Origin of the sequence: Ferrovibrio terrae, assembly GCF_943372915.1 — a bacterium.
Classification (GTDB): Bacteria; Pseudomonadota; Alphaproteobacteria; order Ferrovibrionales; family Ferrovibrionaceae; genus Ferrovibrio; species Ferrovibrio terrae_A.
In genome coordinates this window covers 26,510-45,285 of the sequence record NZ_CALSAN010000032.1, presented here as the reverse complement: position 1 = coordinate 45,285, position 18,776 = coordinate 26,510, and the positions used below count along the sequence as shown (strand labels likewise).

The window sequence follows — 18,776 nt, the reverse complement described above, 5'->3', positions numbered from 1 at the left end:
GCTGAAGCGCCTAGCGCTGCCGCTGCAGATTGAGCGCCTTGTCTTTCGTGGGATCGACCCACCAGGTATCGGTCAGCCCCACATCGTAGGCCGGCTTCTGCGCCGGGCGGCCAAAGCGGTCCCAGTAGCCCAGCTTGACGGTGCCGCTGTACCAGTGCGGCACCACATACCAGCCCCACATCAGCACGCGGTCCAGCGCTCGCGTGGCGGCGCGCAGCTCGTCGCGATTGCGGGCCTTGACGATATGCTCGATCAGGTCGTCCACCACCGGATCGTTGACGCCGGAGAAATTGAAGCTGCCCACAGTGGCGGCCGAGCGCGAGGCCCAGTAATTGCGCTGTTCGATACCGGGCGTCAGCGGCTGCACGAAGCGCCGTGACATCACATCGTAATCGAAGTTGCGCATGCGGTTCTCGAAACTGGCGAGGTCGACCACGCGGATCGAGATGGTGATCCCGATGCGCTCCAGGTTGCGCGCAAACGGATTGATGATGCGCTGGAAGCTCGGCTCGTAGAGCATGAACTCCAGTTCGAATGGTTTGCCCTTGGCATCCACCAGCTTGCCGTCCCGGATCACCCAGCCGGCTGCGAGCAGCAGTTGCTGGGCCTGTTTCAGGTTGGCGCGGTTGTTGCCCGAACCATCGGTGCGCGGCGGCTGGAATTCGGTGGTGAACACCTCTGGTGGTACGCGGTCGCGGAACGGTTCCAGCAGGTCGCGCTCGGCGGCACTCGGCAGGCCGGTGGCGGCGAGGTCGGAATTCTCGAACATCGAGCGCGTGCGCTTGTAAAGGCCATAGAACAGCGTCTTGTTGGCCCATTCATAGTCATAGGCCAGATTGATCGCCTGGCGCACGCGGGCATCATTCAGATGCGGCTTGCGGCTGTTCAGGAACCAGGCCTGCACGCCCGATGGCGTCTCGTCCTTCAGCACTTCGCGCTTGACCCGGCCATCGTTGAAAGCCGGCTTGTTGGTATAGCTGGCGGCCCAGTGGCGGGCGGTGACCTCCTCGCGGAAATCGTATTCGCCGGCGAAGAAGGCCTCGAAGGCGATCTCGCGGTCGCGATAGTAATCGTCGCGATACCAGTCGAAGTTATAGCGCCCCTTGTTGACGGGCAGGTCCCTGGCCCACCAGTCCTTCACCCGCTCGAAGACCAGGCTGCGGCCGGCATCGATCCGCGAAATGCGATAGGGGCCGGAGCCGAGCACCGGCTCCATCGTCGGGGTGGTGAAATCGCGGTTCCTGAACCAGGCCTTCGACAGGATCGGCAGCTGCGCCACGGTCAGCGGCATGTCGCGGCGGCTTTCGGTATCGGCAAAGCGGAACACCACGCGCAGGCGGCTTTCGGCGGTGACGCTTTCGACATCGCGCAGGATCAGCTGATACAGCGGGTGCCCATCTTTCTGGGTCGCCTCGATGGTGAAGACCACATCCTCCGCCGTCACCGGCGAACCATCGCTGAAACGGGCCTTCGGATTGATGGTGAAGGCCGCCCAGCTGCGATCCGGTGCCAGTTCGGCGCTCTCGGCCAGATCGGCATAGACTGCATCGGGCTCGCCCTTGCCGCGCGCCATCAGGCTCTGGAAAGTAAGGCTCAGATTCTGTGCTGACACGCCCTTGAGGATCAGCGGGTTGAGATTGTCGAAGGTCTCCAATTGCCAGCTGCGCAGCTCGCCGCCCTTGGGCGCATTCGGATTGACGTAATCGAAATGGCTGAAGCCCGGCGGATGCTTGAGGTCGCCGAAGGCGGAGAGGCCATGGCGCGGTTGCGCCCGGGCATCAACAGGGATGGCGCTGCCGGCCAGCAGCAGGGTGGCGGTCAGGAGGGCCGCAAGCTTCACGCTGCCTGGCCCTCAGCCAGATTGAGGCGATGGCGCAGATGGGTTTTCACTGTCGGCCATTCATCGGGCAGGATACTGAACACCACGGTATCGCGCAGCGTGCCATTGCCGGCGATCTGGTGGTTGCGCAGGATGCCGTCCTGCTTGGCGCCCAGCTTTGCAATCGCCTCGCGGCTCTGCTGGTTGAAGAAATGTGTGCGGAATTCGACGGCGATGCAGTCCAGCGTCTCGAAGGCGTAGGCCAGCAGCATCAGCTTGCAGCGCGTGTTCAGCGCGGTGCGCTGCATGCTCTTGCGATACCAGGTCGAGCCGATCTCCACACGCCGGTTGGCGGCATCCACATTCATATAGGTGGTCATGCCGACCGGCTTGTCCTGGGCCTTGTCGATCACGGTGAAGGGCAGCATCGAGCCCTTGTCCTGCAGTCCCAGGCGGCGGTCGATCTCGGCGGTCATTTTTTCTGGCGTCGGGATCAGCGTGTACCACAGCTTCCACAACTCGCCGTCCTGCACGGCTTCCGCCAGCGCATCATGGTGATCGTGACTCAGGGGTACCAGGGCAACGGCGCTGTCCTGCAGGGTGACGGGCTTCAACCAGGTCATGCTAGTCCTTACTGCGGTTTGGCGCCGGCGAGTTTCGCCGCCTTGGCCGGATCAATCCACCAGGCCATGAAGTCGACGCCATTCTTCGGATTCTTCTCCGGCCGGCCGAATTTGTCCCAATAGGCAACGCGGTCAGCCGGCAGATGCCAGCCCGGCACCAGGTAATAACCCCAGGTCAGCGCACGATCCAGCGCGCGTGTCGCCGTGATCAGGCTGTCGCGCTCGGGCGCATAGATTACCGCGTCGATCAGCGTATCGACCGCCGGGCTCTTCAGGCCGATCCAGTTGCGGCTCGCCGGATTGTCGGCGGCCTGCGAGGAAAAGAAGCTGCGCTGTTCGTTACCGGGGGAATTCGACTGGCCCCAGCCGCCGAAGATCATGTCGAAGTCGAAGGCGCGCAGGCGCGAGACATACTGTGCACTGTCCACCGTGCGCATGGTCAGGGTGATGCCAAGGCGCTGCAGATTCTGCGCCAGCGGTCCGACCAGACGTTCATAGCTCGGATCGCCGAGCAGGAATTCGATCTGGAAGGCCTCGCCCCTGGCGTCTGTCAGCTTGCCGTTTTTGACCTCCCAGCCAGCCGCCTTCAGCAGGGTCGCCGCCTCGCGCAGGTTCTTGCGGTCCTGCCCGCTGCCGTCGGAAACCGGCGCCGCGAAAGCCGGGCCGAAAACTTCCTTGGGCAGCGAGGCGCGCAGCGGTTCCAGCAGTTTCAGTTCACCCGCGGTTGGCTCGCCGCGCGCGGCGAAATCGGAATTCTGGAAATAGCTGCTGCTGCGGGTATAGCCGCCGTAGAAGAAGGTCTTGTTGGTCCATTCATAGTCGAAGGCCAGGCTGATGGCGCGGCGCACGCGGGCATCGGTGAATTTCGCCTTGCGGATATTGAACACGAAACCGCTCAGGCCGGCTGGCCGCTGGTGCGGCAGTTCGGCCTTCTGCACCAGACCCTGGTTGGCAGCCGGGAAGTCGTAAGCCGTGTGCCAGTTGCGCGCGATATTCTCGCTGCGGAAGTCATACTGGCCGGATTTGAAGGCCTCCAGCGTCACCGTGGTGTCGCGATAAAGGTCATAGCGGATGCGGTCGAAGTTATAACGGCCCTTGTTGAGCGGCAGATCCCTGGCCCACCAGTCGGCGCGGCGTTCGTAGGCGATGAAGCGGTTGGCCTCAAAGCTGGCGATCTTGTAGGGGCCTGAGCCGGCCCAGGCTTCCAGCGTCGGCTTGTCGAAGCCGCGTTTTTCCCACAATGCTTTCTGTACCACCGGCAACTGGCCCATGATCTGCGGCAGCTCGCGGTTCTTCGGGCCGGAGAAGCTGAACTTCACCTTGCGCGGGTTCAGCACCTCGGCCTTCTGCACATTGGCGTAATACAGCTGCATCATCGGCTCGCCGTGCTTCTGGATCTGTTCGAAGCTCCAGGCCACATCCTCAGCGGTGATCGGCTTGCCATCGGCCCATTTGGCCTCGGCGCGCAGGTTGAAAATCACGAAGCTGAGGTCGTCGGGTACTTCCACGGTTTCGGCGATCAGGCCGTATTCGCTGGTGTCGTCGTCCATCGGCGAGGCCATCAGCGTTTCATAGATCAGGCCAAGACCCGGCGCCTCGTCGCCTTTCGGGATGAAGGGATTGAGGCTGTCGAAGCCGCCGACCGCATGCAGCTTGGCCTCGCCGCCCTTGGGCGCGTTCACATTGACATAGTCGAGCTGGGTGAAACCGGCCGGATATTTCGGCGCGCCGAGCAGCGAGAGCGCATGACTGGTCTTGGTCTGGGCCCAGGACGGCTGGAACGTGGCGGGTGTTGCAAGGGCGAGGGCGAGGAGGGCAGGCAGCAGCACAGATCGCATCAAATCGCTCCCGTAAAATCAGGCTCCGGACAGATACTCCATGGCGGCCCGGTGCAGCGCCGGATTTGCTGCGGCCAGGACGCGGGACCGGCCGCGCATCTCCAGCGGCCCGCCTTCCCAGTCGGTCACCACACCGCCCGCTCCGGCGATCACCGGTGTCAGTGCGGCATAGTCGTAGGGCTGCATCCGGCCATCCAGTGCCAGATCGGCGAACCCCGAGGCCAGCATACCATAACAGATGCAGTCGCCCGACATGCGATTGATGCGGCAGGCCTTTCGCAATGTCGTGAACGCCGCCAGCTCGGTCTCGCTGAAGCTGTCGACATAGGTGGTCATCACCACCGCATCCTTCAGCACCCGATCCGCATTGGTGCGTGCCGGCTTGCCATTGAATTCGGTCGGCCGGCCCATGGCGCCGATCCAGCGGTCGGCCATGATCGGCTGGTCGATCACGCCCAGCACCGGCCGGTTCTCGAAGGTCAGCGCGATCAGGGTGCCGAAGATCGGCAGGCCGGAGACAAAGCTCTTGGTGCCGTCGATGGGATCGAGAATCCATTGCCAGGCGGCATCGGTGCGCACCGGGCCGTATTCCTCGCCGAAGATGCCATGCTCGGGATAGCGCGCCTCGATCGCCCTGCGCATCGCCGCTTCGGCATTGCGGTCGGCAATCGTCACCGGCGAGGCATCGGCCTTGCTGACAACATCGATGGGCTGGCGGAAATGCGGCCGGATCTCGGCGCGGGCCAGGTCGGCCAGCTGATGCGCGAAAGCGACCAGCGCATCGCTCTGGGCAGCAAAAAGGGCCGGGATGTCGGTCATGACAGATCCCGGCCCTGGAATGACAGATGTCCGATCAATTCGGCAGCGGCTTCGGGCTGTCCGACAGGCTGCGCAGATAGGCGATCAGGTCGGCGCGCTCCTTGGCGCTCTTCGAACCCGCATAGGCCATCTTGGTGCCCGGGGCATAGGCCTTCGGATTCTTCAGGAAGGCATAGAGGCTGTCATAGGTCCATTCGCCGCCGGTCTTCTTCAGGCCGTCGGAATAGGCGAAGCCGGCCATATGGCCCTTCGGCGCCTGCACGATGTCATAGAGATTCGGGCCGACCTTGGAGGGGCCGCCCTTGTCCACGCTGTGGCAGGCGGCGCATTTGCCGAACGCCTTCTTGCCGCCATCGACGCTGGCGGCAGCCAGCAGGCCGGCGACCGGCGGATCGGCTTCTTCGGCGGCCGGGGCAGCGCCACCGGCGGCCGGGGCATCCGGCACATCGATCTTGTAGGCGGCTTCCGCGAGCTTCTTGGGATGGACCAGCATGTTGCCGACCTGGTTCACACCCATGATGATCAGCAGGGCGAACAGCGCGGCGCCGACCATTTTATTAATTTCAAAACTATCCATCGGGGAAGCTCCTGGAGGCGACGGAGGACAGTCCCGGCCAAGTACCCGAAACCGCCTGAAAATCGCCGCGACATTAGCGGCTTCCCCGACCCGTTCGCAACCCGTATATATCCCCCCGGGAAGGGCGCCCGGCCGCTCCGGCTGCGGCGAAGTGCCGCATGCAGGCGGGGTCGCTGCCCGGTCCCGGTCCTGCCGCCGATCTCACTGTTTTTTCAAGGCCTAAAGAATGCCAGAAACTATCATTGGCGCGACTCCGAAAACACCCATCGTGCTGATCCCGTCGCGGCTGGCCTCGACCCGCCTGCCGGACAAGCCGCTGGCCGATATCCACGGCCTGCCAATGATCGTGCATTGCCTGCGCCGGGCCGAGGAAGCCGGCTTTGCCCGTGTCGCCGTCGCCTGCGGCGATGCGGCCATCGCCGATGCGGTGAGGGCCGCCGGCGGCGAGGCGGTGATGACCGATCCGAACCACCCCTCGGGCTCCGACCGCATTTTCGAAGCGCTGCAAAAGCTCGACCCCGACGGCAGGCACGATGCCATCGTGAATTTCCAGGGCGACCTGCCGGCCATCGACCCGAAGATGGTGGCCGCCGCGCTCATCCCGCTGGCCGATCCCGCCATCGATATCGCCACGCTCGCCACCCCCATCGTCGATAGCCATGAGATCGACGATCCCAATGTGGTGAAGGCAGTGCTCAGCCTGGCGCCCGGCCAGACGGTCGGCCGCGCGCTGTATTTCAGCCGCCGCCCGGTGCCGGGCGGCACCGGGCCGCTGTGGCACCATATCGGCATCTATGCCTATCGCCGCGCGGCGCTCGAGCGCTTCGTGGCGCTGCAGCCCTCGCCGCTGGAGCAGCGCGAAAAGCTGGAGCAGCTGCGCGCGCTGGAGAATGGCATGAGCATCGCGGCTGCTGTCGTTGACACCCTGCCGCTCGGGGTCGATACTCCGGCCGATCTCGCCCGCATCCGCCAAGTCATGGCTGCGAAACGATAATTTCCACTTCCGTCTGTCCGGATCCCATCATGCCGTCAGCCAGCATCGCCACCGCCGCCACCGATCCCGCAATGGTCGTGGCCTTCCAGGGGGCGCCCGGTGCCTATTCGCATCTGGCCTGCCGCGAGGCGCTGCCGGCCATGGTGGCGCTGCCCTGCCCGAGTTTCGAGGATGCTTTCGCCGCCGTGCGCGAGGGCAGGGCGTCCTGCGGCCTGATCCCGATCGAGAATTCCACCGCCGGCCGCGTCGCCGATATCCATCAGCTGCTGCCCGAGGGCGGCCTGTTCATCACCGCCGAGCATTTCCTGCGCGTGCGACACCAGCTGCTGGCGCCCAAGTCGGCCTCGCTGAAGACGGTGAAGCGCGTCTACAGCCATGTGCAGGGCCTGTCGCAATGCCGCAAGGTGATCAAGGAACTCGGCCTCGAGGCCATCGTCGCCAGCGACACCGCCGGTTCGGCCAAGGATGTGGCCGAGCGCAACACTGTCGAGGAAGCCGCGATTGCCTCGTCGATTGCCGGCGAGCTGTATGGCCTGCAGGTGCTGCGCCCCGATATCGAGGACAACCACACCAACACCACGCGTTTCATCAAGCTGGAGCGCCAGCGCCGCGATCCCGATGTGGCAGCGCCGAACAGCCTGACCGCCATCATGTTCCGCGTCCGCAGCGTGCCGGCGGCGCTGTACAAGGCGCTCGGCGGTTTCGCCACCAATGGCGTCAACGTGGTGAAGCTGGAAAGCTATCTGTCCGATGGTTTCCAGGTCGCTGAATTCTATGCCGAGATCGAGGGCCATCCGGCGCAGGCCAGCGTCGATCTCGCCCTGCAGGAGCTGGAATATTTCAGCTCCTCGCTCAAGGTGATCGGCGTCTTCACCGCGCACGCTTTCCGCCGCCAGTCCTAACGCCGCTGCACAAATCTTCCAGACGCCTGCCGCCGCCGGTGCTGATCTGGCGGCATGACGCCTGAGCAGAGTCTGGCCTTCTTCCTGTTTTCCGTGGTCGCGGCCATCACCCCGGGACCGAGCAATGTGCTGCTGGTTGCCACCGGCGCACAGGCCGGCTTCTGGCGCGGGCTGCCCTGCCTGTTCGGCATCTCGGCCGGCATGGGGTCGATGATGTTTCTGGCTGCTTATGGCCTGGGCAGCATGGTGCTGGCGCATCCGCAGGTCCTGCAGGGCCTACGCATCATGGGCGCTGCCTTTCTGCTCTGGCTGGCGTGGAAGATCGCCACGGCGCCTGCCGGCGAGTCTGCTGCCGTGTCACCACCACCGCAGCCGGTGGGCTTTCTCGGTGCGGCGGCATTGCAATGGGTCAATCCGAAGGCCTGGCTGGTCAGTGCCGGCGCGGTGGCGACCTATCTGCCCGGCGGTGGCGACGACGCGATCCTGCGCTCGGCCGTTTTTGCGCTGGTCTTCGTCGCCGCCGCGCTGCCCAGCGGCCTGCTCTGGCTGGTCTTCGGCGCGGCCGCCCAGCGCCTGCTGCGCGATCCCCGGCGGCAGCGCATCTTCAATATCGCAATGGGCCTGGCGCTGGCCGGATCGGTGGCGATGATCCTGCGTTGATTGGCCTGCTGCGCTGACAATTTTGTGTTGCAGGTGCGGCAAAAAATCATCCTGCCGGCCAAGCTTCGCGGCATAATGCGGCGTCATGACACCGGGAACAACACGACGACAGGCCATCACCATGGCGGCGGCGGCAGCGCTGCTGCCGGCATGGTCGCGCGCCTCGGTGCCGCCGGGTGAAACCGAAGTCGTGATCATCGGCGCCGGCCTCGCCGGACTGGCGGCGGCGCGTCTGCTGCAGGAGCGCGGCCGCAGTGTCGTGGTGCTGGAAGCGCGCGACCGTGTCGGCGGCCGTTGCTGGACCGATACCGCGCGGCTGGGCTTCGCCGTCGATCTCGGCGCCGCGATGCTGCGCTCGGCCGACATCAATCCGCTGGTCGCCGAACTGCGCCGCCGCGATGTGCGGCTGCAGTCGGATGACGGCGATTTCTGGCTGTTCGACCAGGACCGCAGCGGCGAGGCGGCCCGCGATGCCGAGATGCATGACTATGATGCGCTCGGCTTTGCCTATGACAAGCTCGACGATGCCCTGCTTGATGCCCGCACCTTGCGCAGCGATGTGCCGCTGGCCAGCCGCGTCAAGCTCGACTCTGCCGGTCCCGGCGGGCGCTGGATTGACCTGGCCAAGGCGCTGGCCGGTCCGCTGCATGTCGGCGTGGAATTCTCCGCCGTCTCGGCGCTGGATGTGCCGCGGCTGGCCGGCACCGGCAACGATGTCTGGCTGCCCGGCTGCTTTGGCAGCTGGGTGGCGCAATCGGCCACCGGCCTGCCGGTGTTTCTCAACAACGCGGTGGTGCGGATTGACTGGAACGGCAGCGGCGTCACGGTCGCCACCGCCGAAGGCCAGGTGAAGGCGGAAGCCTGCATCGTCACCCTGCCGCTCGGCCTGCTGGCGGCCAAAGACGGCATCCTGTTCCAGCCCGGCCTGCCCGAACCGCAGCGCGAGGCACTCGGCCGCATGAGCATGGGCCTGATCGACCGGATCGCGCTGCAATACGAGGCCGGCACCTTCGAGGCCCCGGCCAATACCCAGGCGCTGCTGCGCATACAGGGCACGCGGGCGATGAGCCTGCGGCTGAATGCGCAAGGCCTGCCGCTGGTGATCGCCCAGGTCGGCGGCGACTATGCGCGTGACCTCGAAGGCCGCGGCGATGTCGCCATGATCGCCGCCGCGCGCAGCCAGGTGCGCGCCATGCTGGGCGAGGCGGTGGATCGCCGCTTCGTCAAGGGCATCGTCACGCAATGGGGCCGTGATCCCTGGAGCCGTGGCTCGGTCGCCACTGCCAGGCCGGGCTTTGCCTCGGCGCGGCGCAATGCCGGCCGCGCGCTCACCTCATCGGCCGGCCGCGCCCGCGTGCTGTTCGCCGGCGAGGCCTTCGCGCCGATCGACTGGATCGGCTCGGCCACCGGCGCCTGGCTGTCGGGGCGGATCGCGGCCACCGAAGCGCTGCGCGTGCTGGGCTAAAATAACCGGACCAATTTGGTTCGGTCTTGTCGGATCGCATGCCGGAGTCCGATACTGCGCCGGCCTTTTCCTCAGCAGAGCGTCCTCCCATGAAATTCCGCAATCTCGGCACCTCCGGCCTTCTGGTTTCTGAAGTCGGCCTCGGCTGCAACAATTTCGAAATGCGCCTCGATCTCGAAGCCTCGCGCAAGGTGATCCACAAGGCGCTCGATCTCGGCATCACGCTGTTCGACACCGCCGACATCTATGGCAACAAGGGCGGTTCCGAGACCCAGATGGGCAAGATCCTCGGCGCCCGGCGCAAGGACATCGTGCTGGCGACCAAATTCGCCATGCCGATGGACGATAGCGGCAAGAAGGTTGGCGCCTCGCGCGCCTATATCATGAAGGCGGTGGAAGACAGCCTGACCCGGCTGCAGACCGACTGGATCGATCTCTACCAGCAGCACCAGCCCGATCCGCGCACGCCAATCGACGAGACCCTGCGCGCACTGGACGACCTGATCACCCAGGGCAAGGTGCGCTATATCGGCAATTCCAATTTCAGCTCCTGGCAGCTTGCCGATGCCGACTGGACAGCGAAGCAGCTCGGCACGCATCGTTTCGTGTCGGCACAGGACGAGCTCAGTCTGGTGTTCCGCAAGGCCGAGATGGAACAGCTGCCGGCCTGCAGCCGCTTCGGCCTCGGCTTCCTGCCCTTCTTCCCGCTGGCCAGTGGACTGCTCACCGGCAAGCACAGAGCGGGGGCTGCCGCCGAAGGCTCGCGGCTCGCCAACACCCAGCGACTGGCCGACCGCTACATGACGCCGGCCAATCTCGCCACGCTGGAGCGCCTGCGCGGCTGGTGCGACAAGCGCGGCATCGGCATGACCGAGCTGGCCTTTGCCTGGCTGCTGGCTAAGCCGCAGGTTTCCAGCGTGATCGCCGGCGCCACCAAGCCGGAACAGCTGGAGCAGAATGTGCAGGCGGGTGAAACGGTGCTGTCGACGGCCGATCTCGCCGAGGTCAACGCGCTGCTCGATCCATTGCCGTTTGCGGCCTAATACCCGGCCCTGCCGCTGGCCATGTCGGCGCGCAGGTCGGTGGCATAGTCGCGGTAATCGACTTCCAGGGTGTAGCGCGCGCTGTCCACGTAGCGCCGCTTGACGCCGCGCCAGTGCTCGCGCACTTCCGACTGCATGGCCTCCTGCGACGGCAGGGCGATCTCGCCGGCCAGCACGCGGGCCAGCCAGCGTGACTGGATTTCCACCAGCGGGATGGTGGCGCCGATCGGCTGCACCAGGCCGACGAAATACAGGCCGGGCTGGTTGAGTGCGCGCATGCGCCGATACAGCTGCGGCGCCTCGTTGTCCTTCACCTGGAACAGCGCCGGATCGAGGAAGGGGAAGCTGGTCCTGTAGCCGGTGGCATAGATGATGGCGTCGAAATCCTCGGCGCTGCCATCGGCGAAGTGGACACGCGCGCCGTCCAGCCGGGCCACATTCGGTTTCACCCTGATCCAGCCGTGGCCGATATAGGGCAGCAGTTCCTGGCTGATGGTGGCATGCTCGCGCCACATCGGATGTTTTGGTGTCGGCATGCCATAGCGCCGCTGGTCACCCACGGTCAGGTACATCAGTTTGTTGACGATCATGCGCGCCAGTACGGTCGGCAGCTTCAGCTTGCGCGACAGGAAGGCACCCCAGCGGTCGGTCGGGATGCCGAGGATGTATTTCGGCATGATCCAGGCACCGCGCCGGGTGGAGATATGCACGCTGCGCGCCCGGCGGCACAGGTCGACGGCGATATCGACGGCTGAATTGCCGATGCCGACCACCAGCACGCGCTTGTCCTCGAATGGCGCCGCCGTCTTGTAGGCATGGGAATGGATCCGCGTGCCGCTGAAGTGGCCGGGGAAATCCGGCAGCCGCGTATCCCACAGATGGCCATTGGCAACGATCACGGCGCGGTAGGTCAGCGTCTCGCCGCTGTCCAGCGTCACGGTCCATTGTCCATCGGCTGCCGGTTCGACTTTTGTCACGCTGGTGCGGAAGCGGATATGCGGCCGGATGCCGAAATGGGTGGCGTAATCCTCCAGGTATTGCATCACCTGCCAGTGCGAGGGGAAATCCGGCAGGTCGTCGGGCGTCGGGAAATCGGGGTATTGCAGGTTCTTGCGGCTGGTATCGATATGCAGGCTGCGATAGGCCGCCGACACGCCGTTGTCGTTGTTGTAGCGCCAGTTGCCGCCGATATCCGAGCCTTTCTCGAAACAGTCGAAGTCCAGGCCCTTCTGCTTCAGCGCCTTGGCGGCGGCGATGCCCGACGATCCGGCGCCGATGATGCAGATCTTTCCCTCGGTCATGCCGCGTCCTTCAGATAGGCGTCGATGATCTCTGTCAGGCTGGCATCGGGCAGGATGCCGAGCTGCCGCGCACGGGCGGAGTCGAACTGTGCCGGCCAGCCATCGACAATGGCCTGCATGGCGGCATCGGGTTTCCAGCGCACCTTGCCCAGCTTGCGGTGGCTATAAGCCTGCAGGCTGTCCACCATCGCGGCGACGCTGACGCTCAGGGCCGGCAGGTTGAAGGCGCGGAACGGGCCCAGGCTGTTGCCTGGCAGGTCATGCAGGGTCAGCAGGCTGCGCACCACGGCCTGCACCGAAACCAGCGGCAGGCGGGTTTCCGGCCTGAACGGGCAATCGACATCCCGGCCGTTCAGCGGTTCACGCAGGATGGCGGCGACACGGTCGGAAACCGATGGTGCGGCGGGCGGGCGGATCACCACGATGGGCAGCCGCAGGCAGCGGCCATCCACTACGCCATGACGGCTGTGGTCGCTGATCAGCTGCTCGGCGATCACCTTATGGGCGCCGTAGGAGGTCTGTGGTGTTTGTGCCGTGCTGTCATCCACCACCGCCGGCAATGCACCGCCGAAGGTGGCAATCGAGCTGGCAAACACCAGGCGCGGCGCCACCGGTTGTGCGCGGCACAGCGCCAGCAGGCCGAGCAGGCTCAGCACATTGGTCTCGATGCCCAGCGCGATGTCGCGCTCGGCTTCGGTGGTCAGCGATGCGGCCAGATGGAACAGGCTGTCGGCGCCGCCGGCAAACAGTGTCTGCCGGAAATCCGCATCGCGCAGGTCGCCGGTCACGCAGCGGACACGGATGGCCCCGGCCGGCGGTGGATCGAAGGCGACCTGATCGGCCAGCACCAGCTCGGTAATCGCCATGGAGGAGTGCTGCGGTCCGGCCAGCCTGCCTTGCCCGATCAGGGCGGCGGTGAGGCGCTGGCCGATAAAGCCGGCCGCACCGGTGACAACAACGCGCATGCATCCTCCGTTTCTGGGCGGCCATTTAATCCGCCCCGGGAGCAGCGATGCAATTGCTTCCGCTTTCCGCGCGCGGCATGCCGTAACGGCAATCGCAAATGCAAAACGGGCAGGCCGATCAGGGCCTGCCCGTTCTGTCTTGCCTGTATGGCGCGGCTTATTCCGGCTCGATGCCGGCGGCCTTCACCGCCTTGGCCCATTTCTCGGTTTCCGAGACGACGAAATCGGCCAGCTGCTTGCGGCTGCTCGATTGCGGTTCGACGCCGGCGGCCAGCAGCCTGGCCTGCACGTCCTTGTCGGCCACGGCCGCGGCCATCGATTTCTGCAATGTGTCGGCAATCGCCGTATCGGTCTTGGCCGGCAGCCAGGCGGCGAACCAGGCGGTGATCTCATAGCCCGGCACGCCCTGGCTCGCGATGGTGGGCAGGCCCGGCGCCACCGGCGACGGCCCCTTGGTGGAGACACCCAGCGCCTTCACCTTGCCGGCGGCGACCTGCGGCAGGGTGGTGGAGACATCGGCGATCATCAGCGACAGCTGGCCGCCGATCAGGTCGGTCACCGCCTGCGGGTTGCTCTTGTAGGGCACGTGCAGGATGTCGGTGCCGGTCATGGTCTTGAACATCTCGACGCTGATGCGCGAGGAACTCGAGCCGGCGCCGAAGCTCAGCTTGTTCGGGTTGGCCTTGGCATAGGCGATCAGCTCGGCCACGCTGTTGACCGGGATCGACGGGTTGACCACCAGCGCCATCGGAATGGTGCCCAGCATGCTGACGGTCTCGAAATCCTTCACCGCGTCATAGGGCAGCTTTTTCAGCATGCTCTGGTTGGCCGCATGGGTGGTGTTGGTCGAGATCAGCAGCGTGTAGCCATCGGGGGCGGCCTGCGCCACCTTCTGTGCCGCGATCACGCCGTTGCCGCCGGCGGCATTTTCCACCACCACATTCTGCTTGAGGTCTTTGCCGACATAGTCGCCAACCACGCGGGCCACCGTATCGGTGGCGCTGCCGGCGGCAAACGGCACGATGAACTTGATCGGTTTGTTCGGATAACTTTGCCCCAAAGCGGGCAGGGCGATGGCCGTGGCGGCCAGCAGGACAAGTGATGACAGGATGCGCATGGTTTCCTCCGTTTTTATGCAGGCTGTTGAACAAGGGACAAAATAGCGGGCGGTAGTGCGACCGTCAGGGTCAGCAGCCGGAAGGACAGGGTCTTGCCATGGCCGTCGAGACCGAGGCTGGCATTGACGCCACCATCCAGCGCGTGATCGAGCGCGAAGTTGAAGGCCCAGAGCTTTGGCAGGTCGTAGCGCTGCACGGCGCCGACATCGCGGCCGGCAAACAGTTGGGCGACGCGGTCTGGCGTCACCTGCGCGGCGACGGTGTCGAAGAATTCCGGCCGGTAGCAGATCAGCGCGATGTTGAGCCGGTTGCCCTTGTCGCCCGAGCGGGCATGGGCGAGCTGATGGAGCAGGACTGCGCTCATGCCAGCAGCTCCATGCCGGGCTGCACCAGCTCGCGTTCGATCAGGCAGGACGCGCTGGCCAGCTGCGGCACCAGATGCCTGCGCACGCCGCCGCCGCCGGCCGGGCCGGCGACATACAGGGCCTCGACTTCCGCCAGCAGCTGCTGCACCGGCGCGGCATCCGCATGGCGGGCGGCAAAGCGTACGCGCACATCCTCGCTCTCCGCCGTGGCGGCGGCGAGATCGTGGCCGGCGCTGTCGCCAAAGCTGCTCACCACGCCGATGATATCGGCGCGGAGTGCGAGAGCGGGCTGCAGCCGTGCCATGCGCGCGCGGATGATATCGATGGCGAGCCGGGCGCGTGCGGTGGCATTCGGCCCGGCATAGGAAATCTCGGCCTCGCCGAACAGGCCGGCAGGGAAGCAGACCGTGGCCTTCAGCGTGGCGGGCCGGGCGCGGCCGCGCGCCCCGCGCAGGGCCACGCGATCCGGGCCGGCCTGCTCCACCTCCACCTGGGTGATGTCCAGCACCACATCGGGCGTCAGATAGGCGGCCGGATCGTGGATCTCGTAAAGCATCTGCTCCTTCACCGTGCGCAGATCCACCACGCCGCCGGTGCCGGCGGGCTTGGTGATGATGGCGCTGCCATCGGCACGCACCTCGGCGATGGGATAGCCGATCTCGACAAAGTCGCCTGCATGTCCGGAGGGCGCGTCCTTGAAGCCGGGATCGGCGAAATAGCCGCCGCTGACCTGCGGTCCGCATTCCAGCAGATGGCCGACCAGCGTGCCGGCGGCGAGCCGGTCCCAGTCGTCCCAGCGCCAGCCGAAGGCATGCACCAGCGGGCCCAGCACCAGGGCGGGATCGGCAACGCGCCCGGTCACCACGATATCGGCGCCGGCATCCAGCGCCTCGGCAATCGGCTGCGCGCCGAGATAGGCATTGGCGGCCACGATGCTGCCGCGACCCTGCAACAGTCTGCCATCGGTTTCGCGGGCCGCCAGATCGGCGGTGCTGAATCGCGCACTCAGGTCATCGCCGCTCACCACCGCGATCTTCGCCTGTGGAAAGCCCATGTCGGCGGCCATGGCGCGGATGCGGCGTGCGGCCGCCTGCGGATGGGCGGCGCCGAAATTGCTGACGATGCGGATCTTGTGGTGCAGGCAGAGCGCCAGCACCGGCTGCAGCAGGGCGACCAGGCTGGGGCTGTAGCCCGCCTGCGGATCGCGCTGCCGCTCCAGCTGTGCCAGCGCCAGCGTGCGCTCGGCCAGGGTCTCAAAGATCAGGAAGGAGGGCGCACCGGATGCCGCCAGTGCCTGCACCACCGGCAATGCTGCGCCCGCGCGGTCGCCGGCAAAGCCGGCCCCGGCGCCGATATGAACTGTTGTGACTGGCATTGCGCCCGACTCTGGTTTCCTCGGGCGACAGGCTGCCGGTTTCGATCTATAACTTCCAATATATAATACATATGGACTTATAATTCATGCCTATCAATCTCACCCTGCGCCAGCTCGAGATTTTCGCCACCACCTTGCGCGCACCCAGCTTCACCGAGGCTGCCGAAAAGCTGCGCATCTCGCAGCCGGCGCTCAGCGTGGCGATCCGCAAGATCGAGGCCGAGCTGGGGCTGATGCTGTTCGACCGCACCACGCGCAAGGTGACGCCCACGGCGGACGGCCGCCATCTCGGCGCCGTGGCAGACGACCTGCTGCGCGATTTCAAGGTGGCGATGCAGGGCGTGGCCTCGCGCAGCGACGGGCTGCATGGCCGGCTTACCATCGCGGTGCTGCCCTCGATTGCCGCCTCAATCCTGCCGCGCGCGCTGAAGGTGATGCAGGAAAAGTATCCGGGCATCGACGTGGCGATCCGCGACGTGATGCATGAGCGCGCGGTGGCGATGGTGGCCGATGGCCTGGCCGATTTCGCCGTCACCACGCGCATCGCGGAGACCGCGGCATTGTCCTATGACGAGATCGGCGCCGACCGCATCCACCTGGTCTGCCGCAACGATCATGTTCTGGCCAAGGGAAAGGGCGCGCTGCCGTGGAGCGCGCTGGAAGGCCATCCTTACGTGGCGATGGCGGGCTCCACCTCGGTGCGGCGGCTCGCCGATGCGGTGCTGCTACAGGCCGATTTTGCGCTGCAGCCGCGGTTTGAGGTCGAGCAGATCGCCTCCGCCATCGCACTGGTCTCGGCGGGGCTGGGCGTCACGGCGCTGCCGGCGCTGACCTTCTCTATGTTCTCCAGCGATCGCCTGACCATGCGGCCGCTGACCGGGCCCAGCCTCAGCCGCCAGATCGGCTTCCTGCAGCTGAAAGGCCGCCAGCTGTCGGCCCCGGCACAGGCACTGGTGGGTGAAATCCGCACGGCCTATGCCGGGATGCGGCCGAGCAAGGCCTAGGCGATGATATCGGGGATCAGCAGGTTCTCGATCCGGGTGATCTGATCCTTCAGCGCCAGCTTGCGCTTTTTCATGCGCTGGATCTGGATCAGGTTCAGGCTCGGCTGTTCGGCCAGGGCGGCAATCGCATCATCCAGATCGCGATGCTCGGCGCGCAGGTCGACCAGCTTGCGCTGCAATTCCTCGGTATCGATCGGACCGGGAAAATTCATGCTCTCACTCAAGCCTACCCTGGACGCCAAAAAGCCCGTTACCATAGCATGGATGACCGAGTCTGACAGTGGGCCGAAAACGGCCAATTCCGACAAAATTCCTGCCCGGCCGGACGAACCACCGGCGGCCGGCTTCTGGGCCTTTTCCTTAAGCCTGTACGATCGCCCGGGGGCGGCAGAAGCCTGTCTTGCCCTGCAGGACGGCTTCGGCGCCGATGTGAACCTGCTGCTGCTGGGGTTCTGGCGGGCGCGGCGCGGCTATCTGGGCTGGGCCGAGAGCGAACTCGACCGGGTCGAGGCTGCGGTGGCGCCGGTCAATGCCGTGCTGCAGCCGCTGCGCGCGGCCCGCCGGGCACTCAAGGCGCTGCGCGACGCCGAGCCGACGGCGGATGCTCTCTATGAAGACATCAAGGCGCTGGAGCTGAGGCTCGAGCAGGTCGCCCAGGTCTGGCTCTCGGCCGCCAGCCGCATCGGGCCGGGCCAACGCGGGCCGGCGCCGCCGCAGCGCGACGACGAGATCGATGCCGCCGCCGCGCATCTCGGCGCCTATCTGGAGCGGCTGGCCCCGGGCGACCAGCAGGCGCTGCAGCTGGGCGCGGACCTGTTGCGGATTGCGTTTACCTGAGGGCTTTCACGCTTTGGCGGGCTTGCCGGTCCAGCGCTTGACCAGGCCGGCATCGAGGCCAAAGAGGTCGAGCACGCGTCCCACCGTATGGCCGATCAGATCGTCCAGCGTCTGCGGCATCGCATAGAAGCCCGGCATCGGCGGCGCCACGATGGCGCCCATCTCGGTCACCGCCGTCATGTTGCGCAGATGACCCAGATGCAGCGGCGTTTCGCGTGGCACCAGCACCAGCCGGCGGCGTTCCTTCAGCGTCACATCGGCGGCGCGGCTGAGCAACGTGGTGGTGACGCCGGTGGCGATCTCGGCCAGCGTCTTCATCGAGCAGGGCACGATGGCCATGCCCAGTGTCTGGAACGAGCCCGACGACACCGCGGCGCCGATATCGGCCACCGCGTATGTGGTATGCGCCAGCGCCTTCACATCCTTGATGCTGTATTGCGTTTCATAGGCAATCGTCATTTCGGCGGCGCGGCTGAGCACCAGATGCGACTCGATACCGCTTTGCTGCAGTGCTTCCAATAAACGGATGCCGTAAATCACCCCCGAAGCGCCGGTGATGCCGACCACCAGGCGACGCTGGGCCGGTGGACGGATCATTGCAGGTGCCAATTTCCCCGCCGGTTTCGCAGCTTGGCTGCGTTTCCTGATGCGTCCTGCAGGCAGCACTGCTTTTGCAGCCACCCGTTTAGGTGCGGTTTTTCCGGCAGATTTCTGTATGCGGCGCATACGGCGACTCGCTTATTTGAAAAAAAGGTTGTTTGGGGCTGACAAAGGCGAAGGGCAGTGCTTAACTTCTATCAGGCGCGCACCGGTGCGGTCGCGCCATGTCAGGGCGACCGCAGTCGAACTGGTTGACGCGCTCCAAACCGGAAGGAGGAGCATGCGATGAATCATACGGCGCATCTCGACACTCTCATCGAAAAACATCATGCCCTGCAAGCGGCGATCGATGACGAGATCCACCGCCCGATGCCCGACACCACCCGTGTCACCCAGCTCAAGCGTGAAAAGCTGAAGCTGAAAGAAGAAATCTCCCGACAGTCCTAGCAGTTCGCCTGCGCCGGCCAGGGT

Annotated in this window: 20 protein-coding genes; 8 read left to right on the top strand and 12 right to left on the bottom strand. The window is 65.6% G+C overall.

The features are described from left to right. Positions 1 to 10: 10 nt before the first annotated feature. Genes AAG821_RS18340 through AAG821_RS18320 form a run of 5 tightly spaced genes read right to left on the bottom strand, consistent with a single transcriptional unit; the run spans position 11 to position 5,676 of the window. Positions 11 to 1,840, bottom strand: a complete 1,830-nt coding sequence (locus tag AAG821_RS18340; protein ID WP_341909778.1) for an extracellular solute-binding protein — start codon at positions 1,838 to 1,840, stop codon at positions 11 to 13. Next, entirely contained in the window at positions 1,837 to 2,442 is a 606-nt protein-coding gene (locus AAG821_RS18335; RefSeq protein WP_341909776.1) for a GNAT family protein, read from the bottom strand. Before AAG821_RS18335 ends, AAG821_RS18340 begins: the two co-directional genes overlap by 4 nt. An 8-nt stretch (positions 2,443 to 2,450) precedes the next feature. Next, entirely contained in the window at positions 2,451 to 4,280 is a 1,830-nt protein-coding gene (locus AAG821_RS18330) for an extracellular solute-binding protein (protein ID WP_341909774.1), read from the bottom strand. Positions 4,281 to 4,298: 18 nt separating this feature from the next. Then, positions 4,299 to 5,099: a histidinol-phosphatase gene (gene hisN, locus AAG821_RS18325; RefSeq protein WP_341909772.1), complete on the bottom strand. Its 801-nt coding sequence runs from the start codon at positions 5,097 to 5,099 to the stop codon at positions 4,299 to 4,301. A gap of 34 nt (positions 5,100 to 5,133) precedes the next feature. Beyond that, on the bottom strand, positions 5,134 to 5,676 hold the full coding sequence (locus AAG821_RS18320; RefSeq protein ID WP_341909771.1) for a cytochrome c family protein: 543 nt from the start codon (positions 5,674 to 5,676) through the stop codon (positions 5,134 to 5,136). Positions 5,677 to 5,902: 226 nt separating this feature from the next. Between AAG821_RS18320 and AAG821_RS18315 the strand changes: the two genes are divergently transcribed. The 5 genes from AAG821_RS18315 to AAG821_RS18295 all read left to right on the top strand — a co-directional run bounded on the left by AAG821_RS18315 (position 5,903) and on the right by AAG821_RS18295 (position 10,740). Further along, on the top strand, positions 5,903 to 6,670 hold the full coding sequence (locus AAG821_RS18315) for a 3-deoxy-manno-octulosonate cytidylyltransferase (RefSeq protein WP_341909769.1): 768 nt from the start codon (positions 5,903 to 5,905) through the stop codon (positions 6,668 to 6,670). A gap of 29 nt (positions 6,671 to 6,699) precedes the next feature. Beyond that, positions 6,700 to 7,572 (top strand): prephenate dehydratase, encoded by an 873-nt coding sequence (locus AAG821_RS18310; RefSeq protein WP_341909767.1) that lies wholly within the window; start codon positions 6,700 to 6,702, stop codon positions 7,570 to 7,572. A gap of 54 nt (positions 7,573 to 7,626) precedes the next feature. Continuing rightward, the gene (locus AAG821_RS18305) at positions 7,627 to 8,232 is read left to right on the top strand and encodes a LysE family translocator (RefSeq protein ID WP_341909765.1); all 606 of its coding nucleotides are present in this window, start codon (positions 7,627 to 7,629) and stop codon (positions 8,230 to 8,232) included. Between the two features lie 85 nt (positions 8,233 to 8,317). Next, positions 8,318 to 9,697 carry an NAD(P)/FAD-dependent oxidoreductase gene (locus tag AAG821_RS18300; RefSeq protein ID WP_341909764.1) on the top strand — a complete coding sequence of 460 codons (1,380 nt, stop codon included), beginning with the start codon at positions 8,318 to 8,320 and terminating at the stop codon, positions 9,695 to 9,697. A gap of 89 nt (positions 9,698 to 9,786) precedes the next feature. Next, a complete protein-coding gene (locus tag AAG821_RS18295; RefSeq protein WP_341909763.1) occupies positions 9,787 to 10,740 on the top strand; it encodes an aldo/keto reductase in 954 nt (317 codons plus the stop codon). Here the strand turns inward: AAG821_RS18295 and AAG821_RS18290 are convergent. The 5 genes from AAG821_RS18290 to AAG821_RS18270 all read right to left on the bottom strand — a co-directional run bounded on the left by AAG821_RS18290 (position 10,737) and on the right by AAG821_RS18270 (position 15,864). Further along, entirely contained in the window at positions 10,737 to 12,041 is a 1,305-nt protein-coding gene (locus AAG821_RS18290; protein ID WP_341909761.1) for an NAD(P)-binding domain-containing protein, read from the bottom strand. The genes AAG821_RS18295 and AAG821_RS18290 overlap by 4 nt on opposite strands. Continuing rightward, positions 12,038 to 13,006: an NAD-dependent epimerase/dehydratase family protein gene (locus tag AAG821_RS18285; RefSeq protein WP_341909759.1), complete on the bottom strand. Its 969-nt coding sequence runs from the start codon at positions 13,004 to 13,006 to the stop codon at positions 12,038 to 12,040. The genes AAG821_RS18290 and AAG821_RS18285 overlap by 4 nt, the downstream gene beginning before the upstream one ends. Before the next feature lie 157 nt (positions 13,007 to 13,163). Continuing rightward, positions 13,164 to 14,123, bottom strand: a complete 960-nt coding sequence (locus AAG821_RS18280; RefSeq protein ID WP_341909757.1) for a tripartite tricarboxylate transporter substrate binding protein — start codon at positions 14,121 to 14,123, stop codon at positions 13,164 to 13,166. A 14-nt stretch (positions 14,124 to 14,137) separates the two neighbouring features. Further along, positions 14,138 to 14,488 (bottom strand): hypothetical protein, encoded by a 351-nt coding sequence (locus tag AAG821_RS18275; RefSeq protein WP_341909755.1) that lies wholly within the window; start codon positions 14,486 to 14,488, stop codon positions 14,138 to 14,140. Then, the gene (locus AAG821_RS18270) at positions 14,485 to 15,864 is read right to left on the bottom strand and encodes an acyclic terpene utilization AtuA family protein (protein WP_341909753.1); all 1,380 of its coding nucleotides are present in this window, start codon (positions 15,862 to 15,864) and stop codon (positions 14,485 to 14,487) included. Before AAG821_RS18270 ends, AAG821_RS18275 begins: the two co-directional genes overlap by 4 nt. 86 nt (positions 15,865 to 15,950) lie before the next feature. Between AAG821_RS18270 and AAG821_RS18265 the strand changes: the two genes are divergently transcribed. Further along, positions 15,951 to 16,868, top strand: a complete 918-nt coding sequence (locus AAG821_RS18265) for a LysR family transcriptional regulator (RefSeq protein ID WP_341909751.1) — start codon at positions 15,951 to 15,953, stop codon at positions 16,866 to 16,868. Here the strand turns inward: AAG821_RS18265 and AAG821_RS18260 are convergent. Further along, complete coding sequence (locus tag AAG821_RS18260) at positions 16,865 to 17,080, bottom strand: DUF465 domain-containing protein (protein WP_297689660.1); 216 nt, start codon at positions 17,078 to 17,080, stop codon at positions 16,865 to 16,867. The two genes, AAG821_RS18265 and AAG821_RS18260, sit on opposite strands and share 4 nt — an antisense overlap. 52 nt (positions 17,081 to 17,132) lie before the next feature. Here AAG821_RS18260 and AAG821_RS18255 point away from each other — a divergent pair, with 52 nt between their 5' ends. After that, positions 17,133 to 17,705, top strand: coding sequence for a TIGR02444 family protein (locus tag AAG821_RS18255; RefSeq protein ID WP_341909746.1), 573 nt, complete (start codon positions 17,133 to 17,135; stop codon positions 17,703 to 17,705). A 6-nt stretch (positions 17,706 to 17,711) separates the two neighbouring features. On the opposite strand, the gene AAG821_RS18250 is transcribed toward AAG821_RS18255, so the two are convergent. After that, positions 17,712 to 18,302, bottom strand: coding sequence for a UbiX family flavin prenyltransferase (locus tag AAG821_RS18250; RefSeq protein ID WP_341909744.1), 591 nt, complete (start codon positions 18,300 to 18,302; stop codon positions 17,712 to 17,714). 288 nt (positions 18,303 to 18,590) lie between these two features. Between AAG821_RS18250 and AAG821_RS18245 the strand changes: the two genes are divergently transcribed. Continuing rightward, entirely contained in the window at positions 18,591 to 18,752 is a 162-nt protein-coding gene (locus AAG821_RS18245; RefSeq protein WP_341909742.1) for a YdcH family protein, read from the top strand. Positions 18,753 to 18,776: the final 24 nt, after the last annotated feature.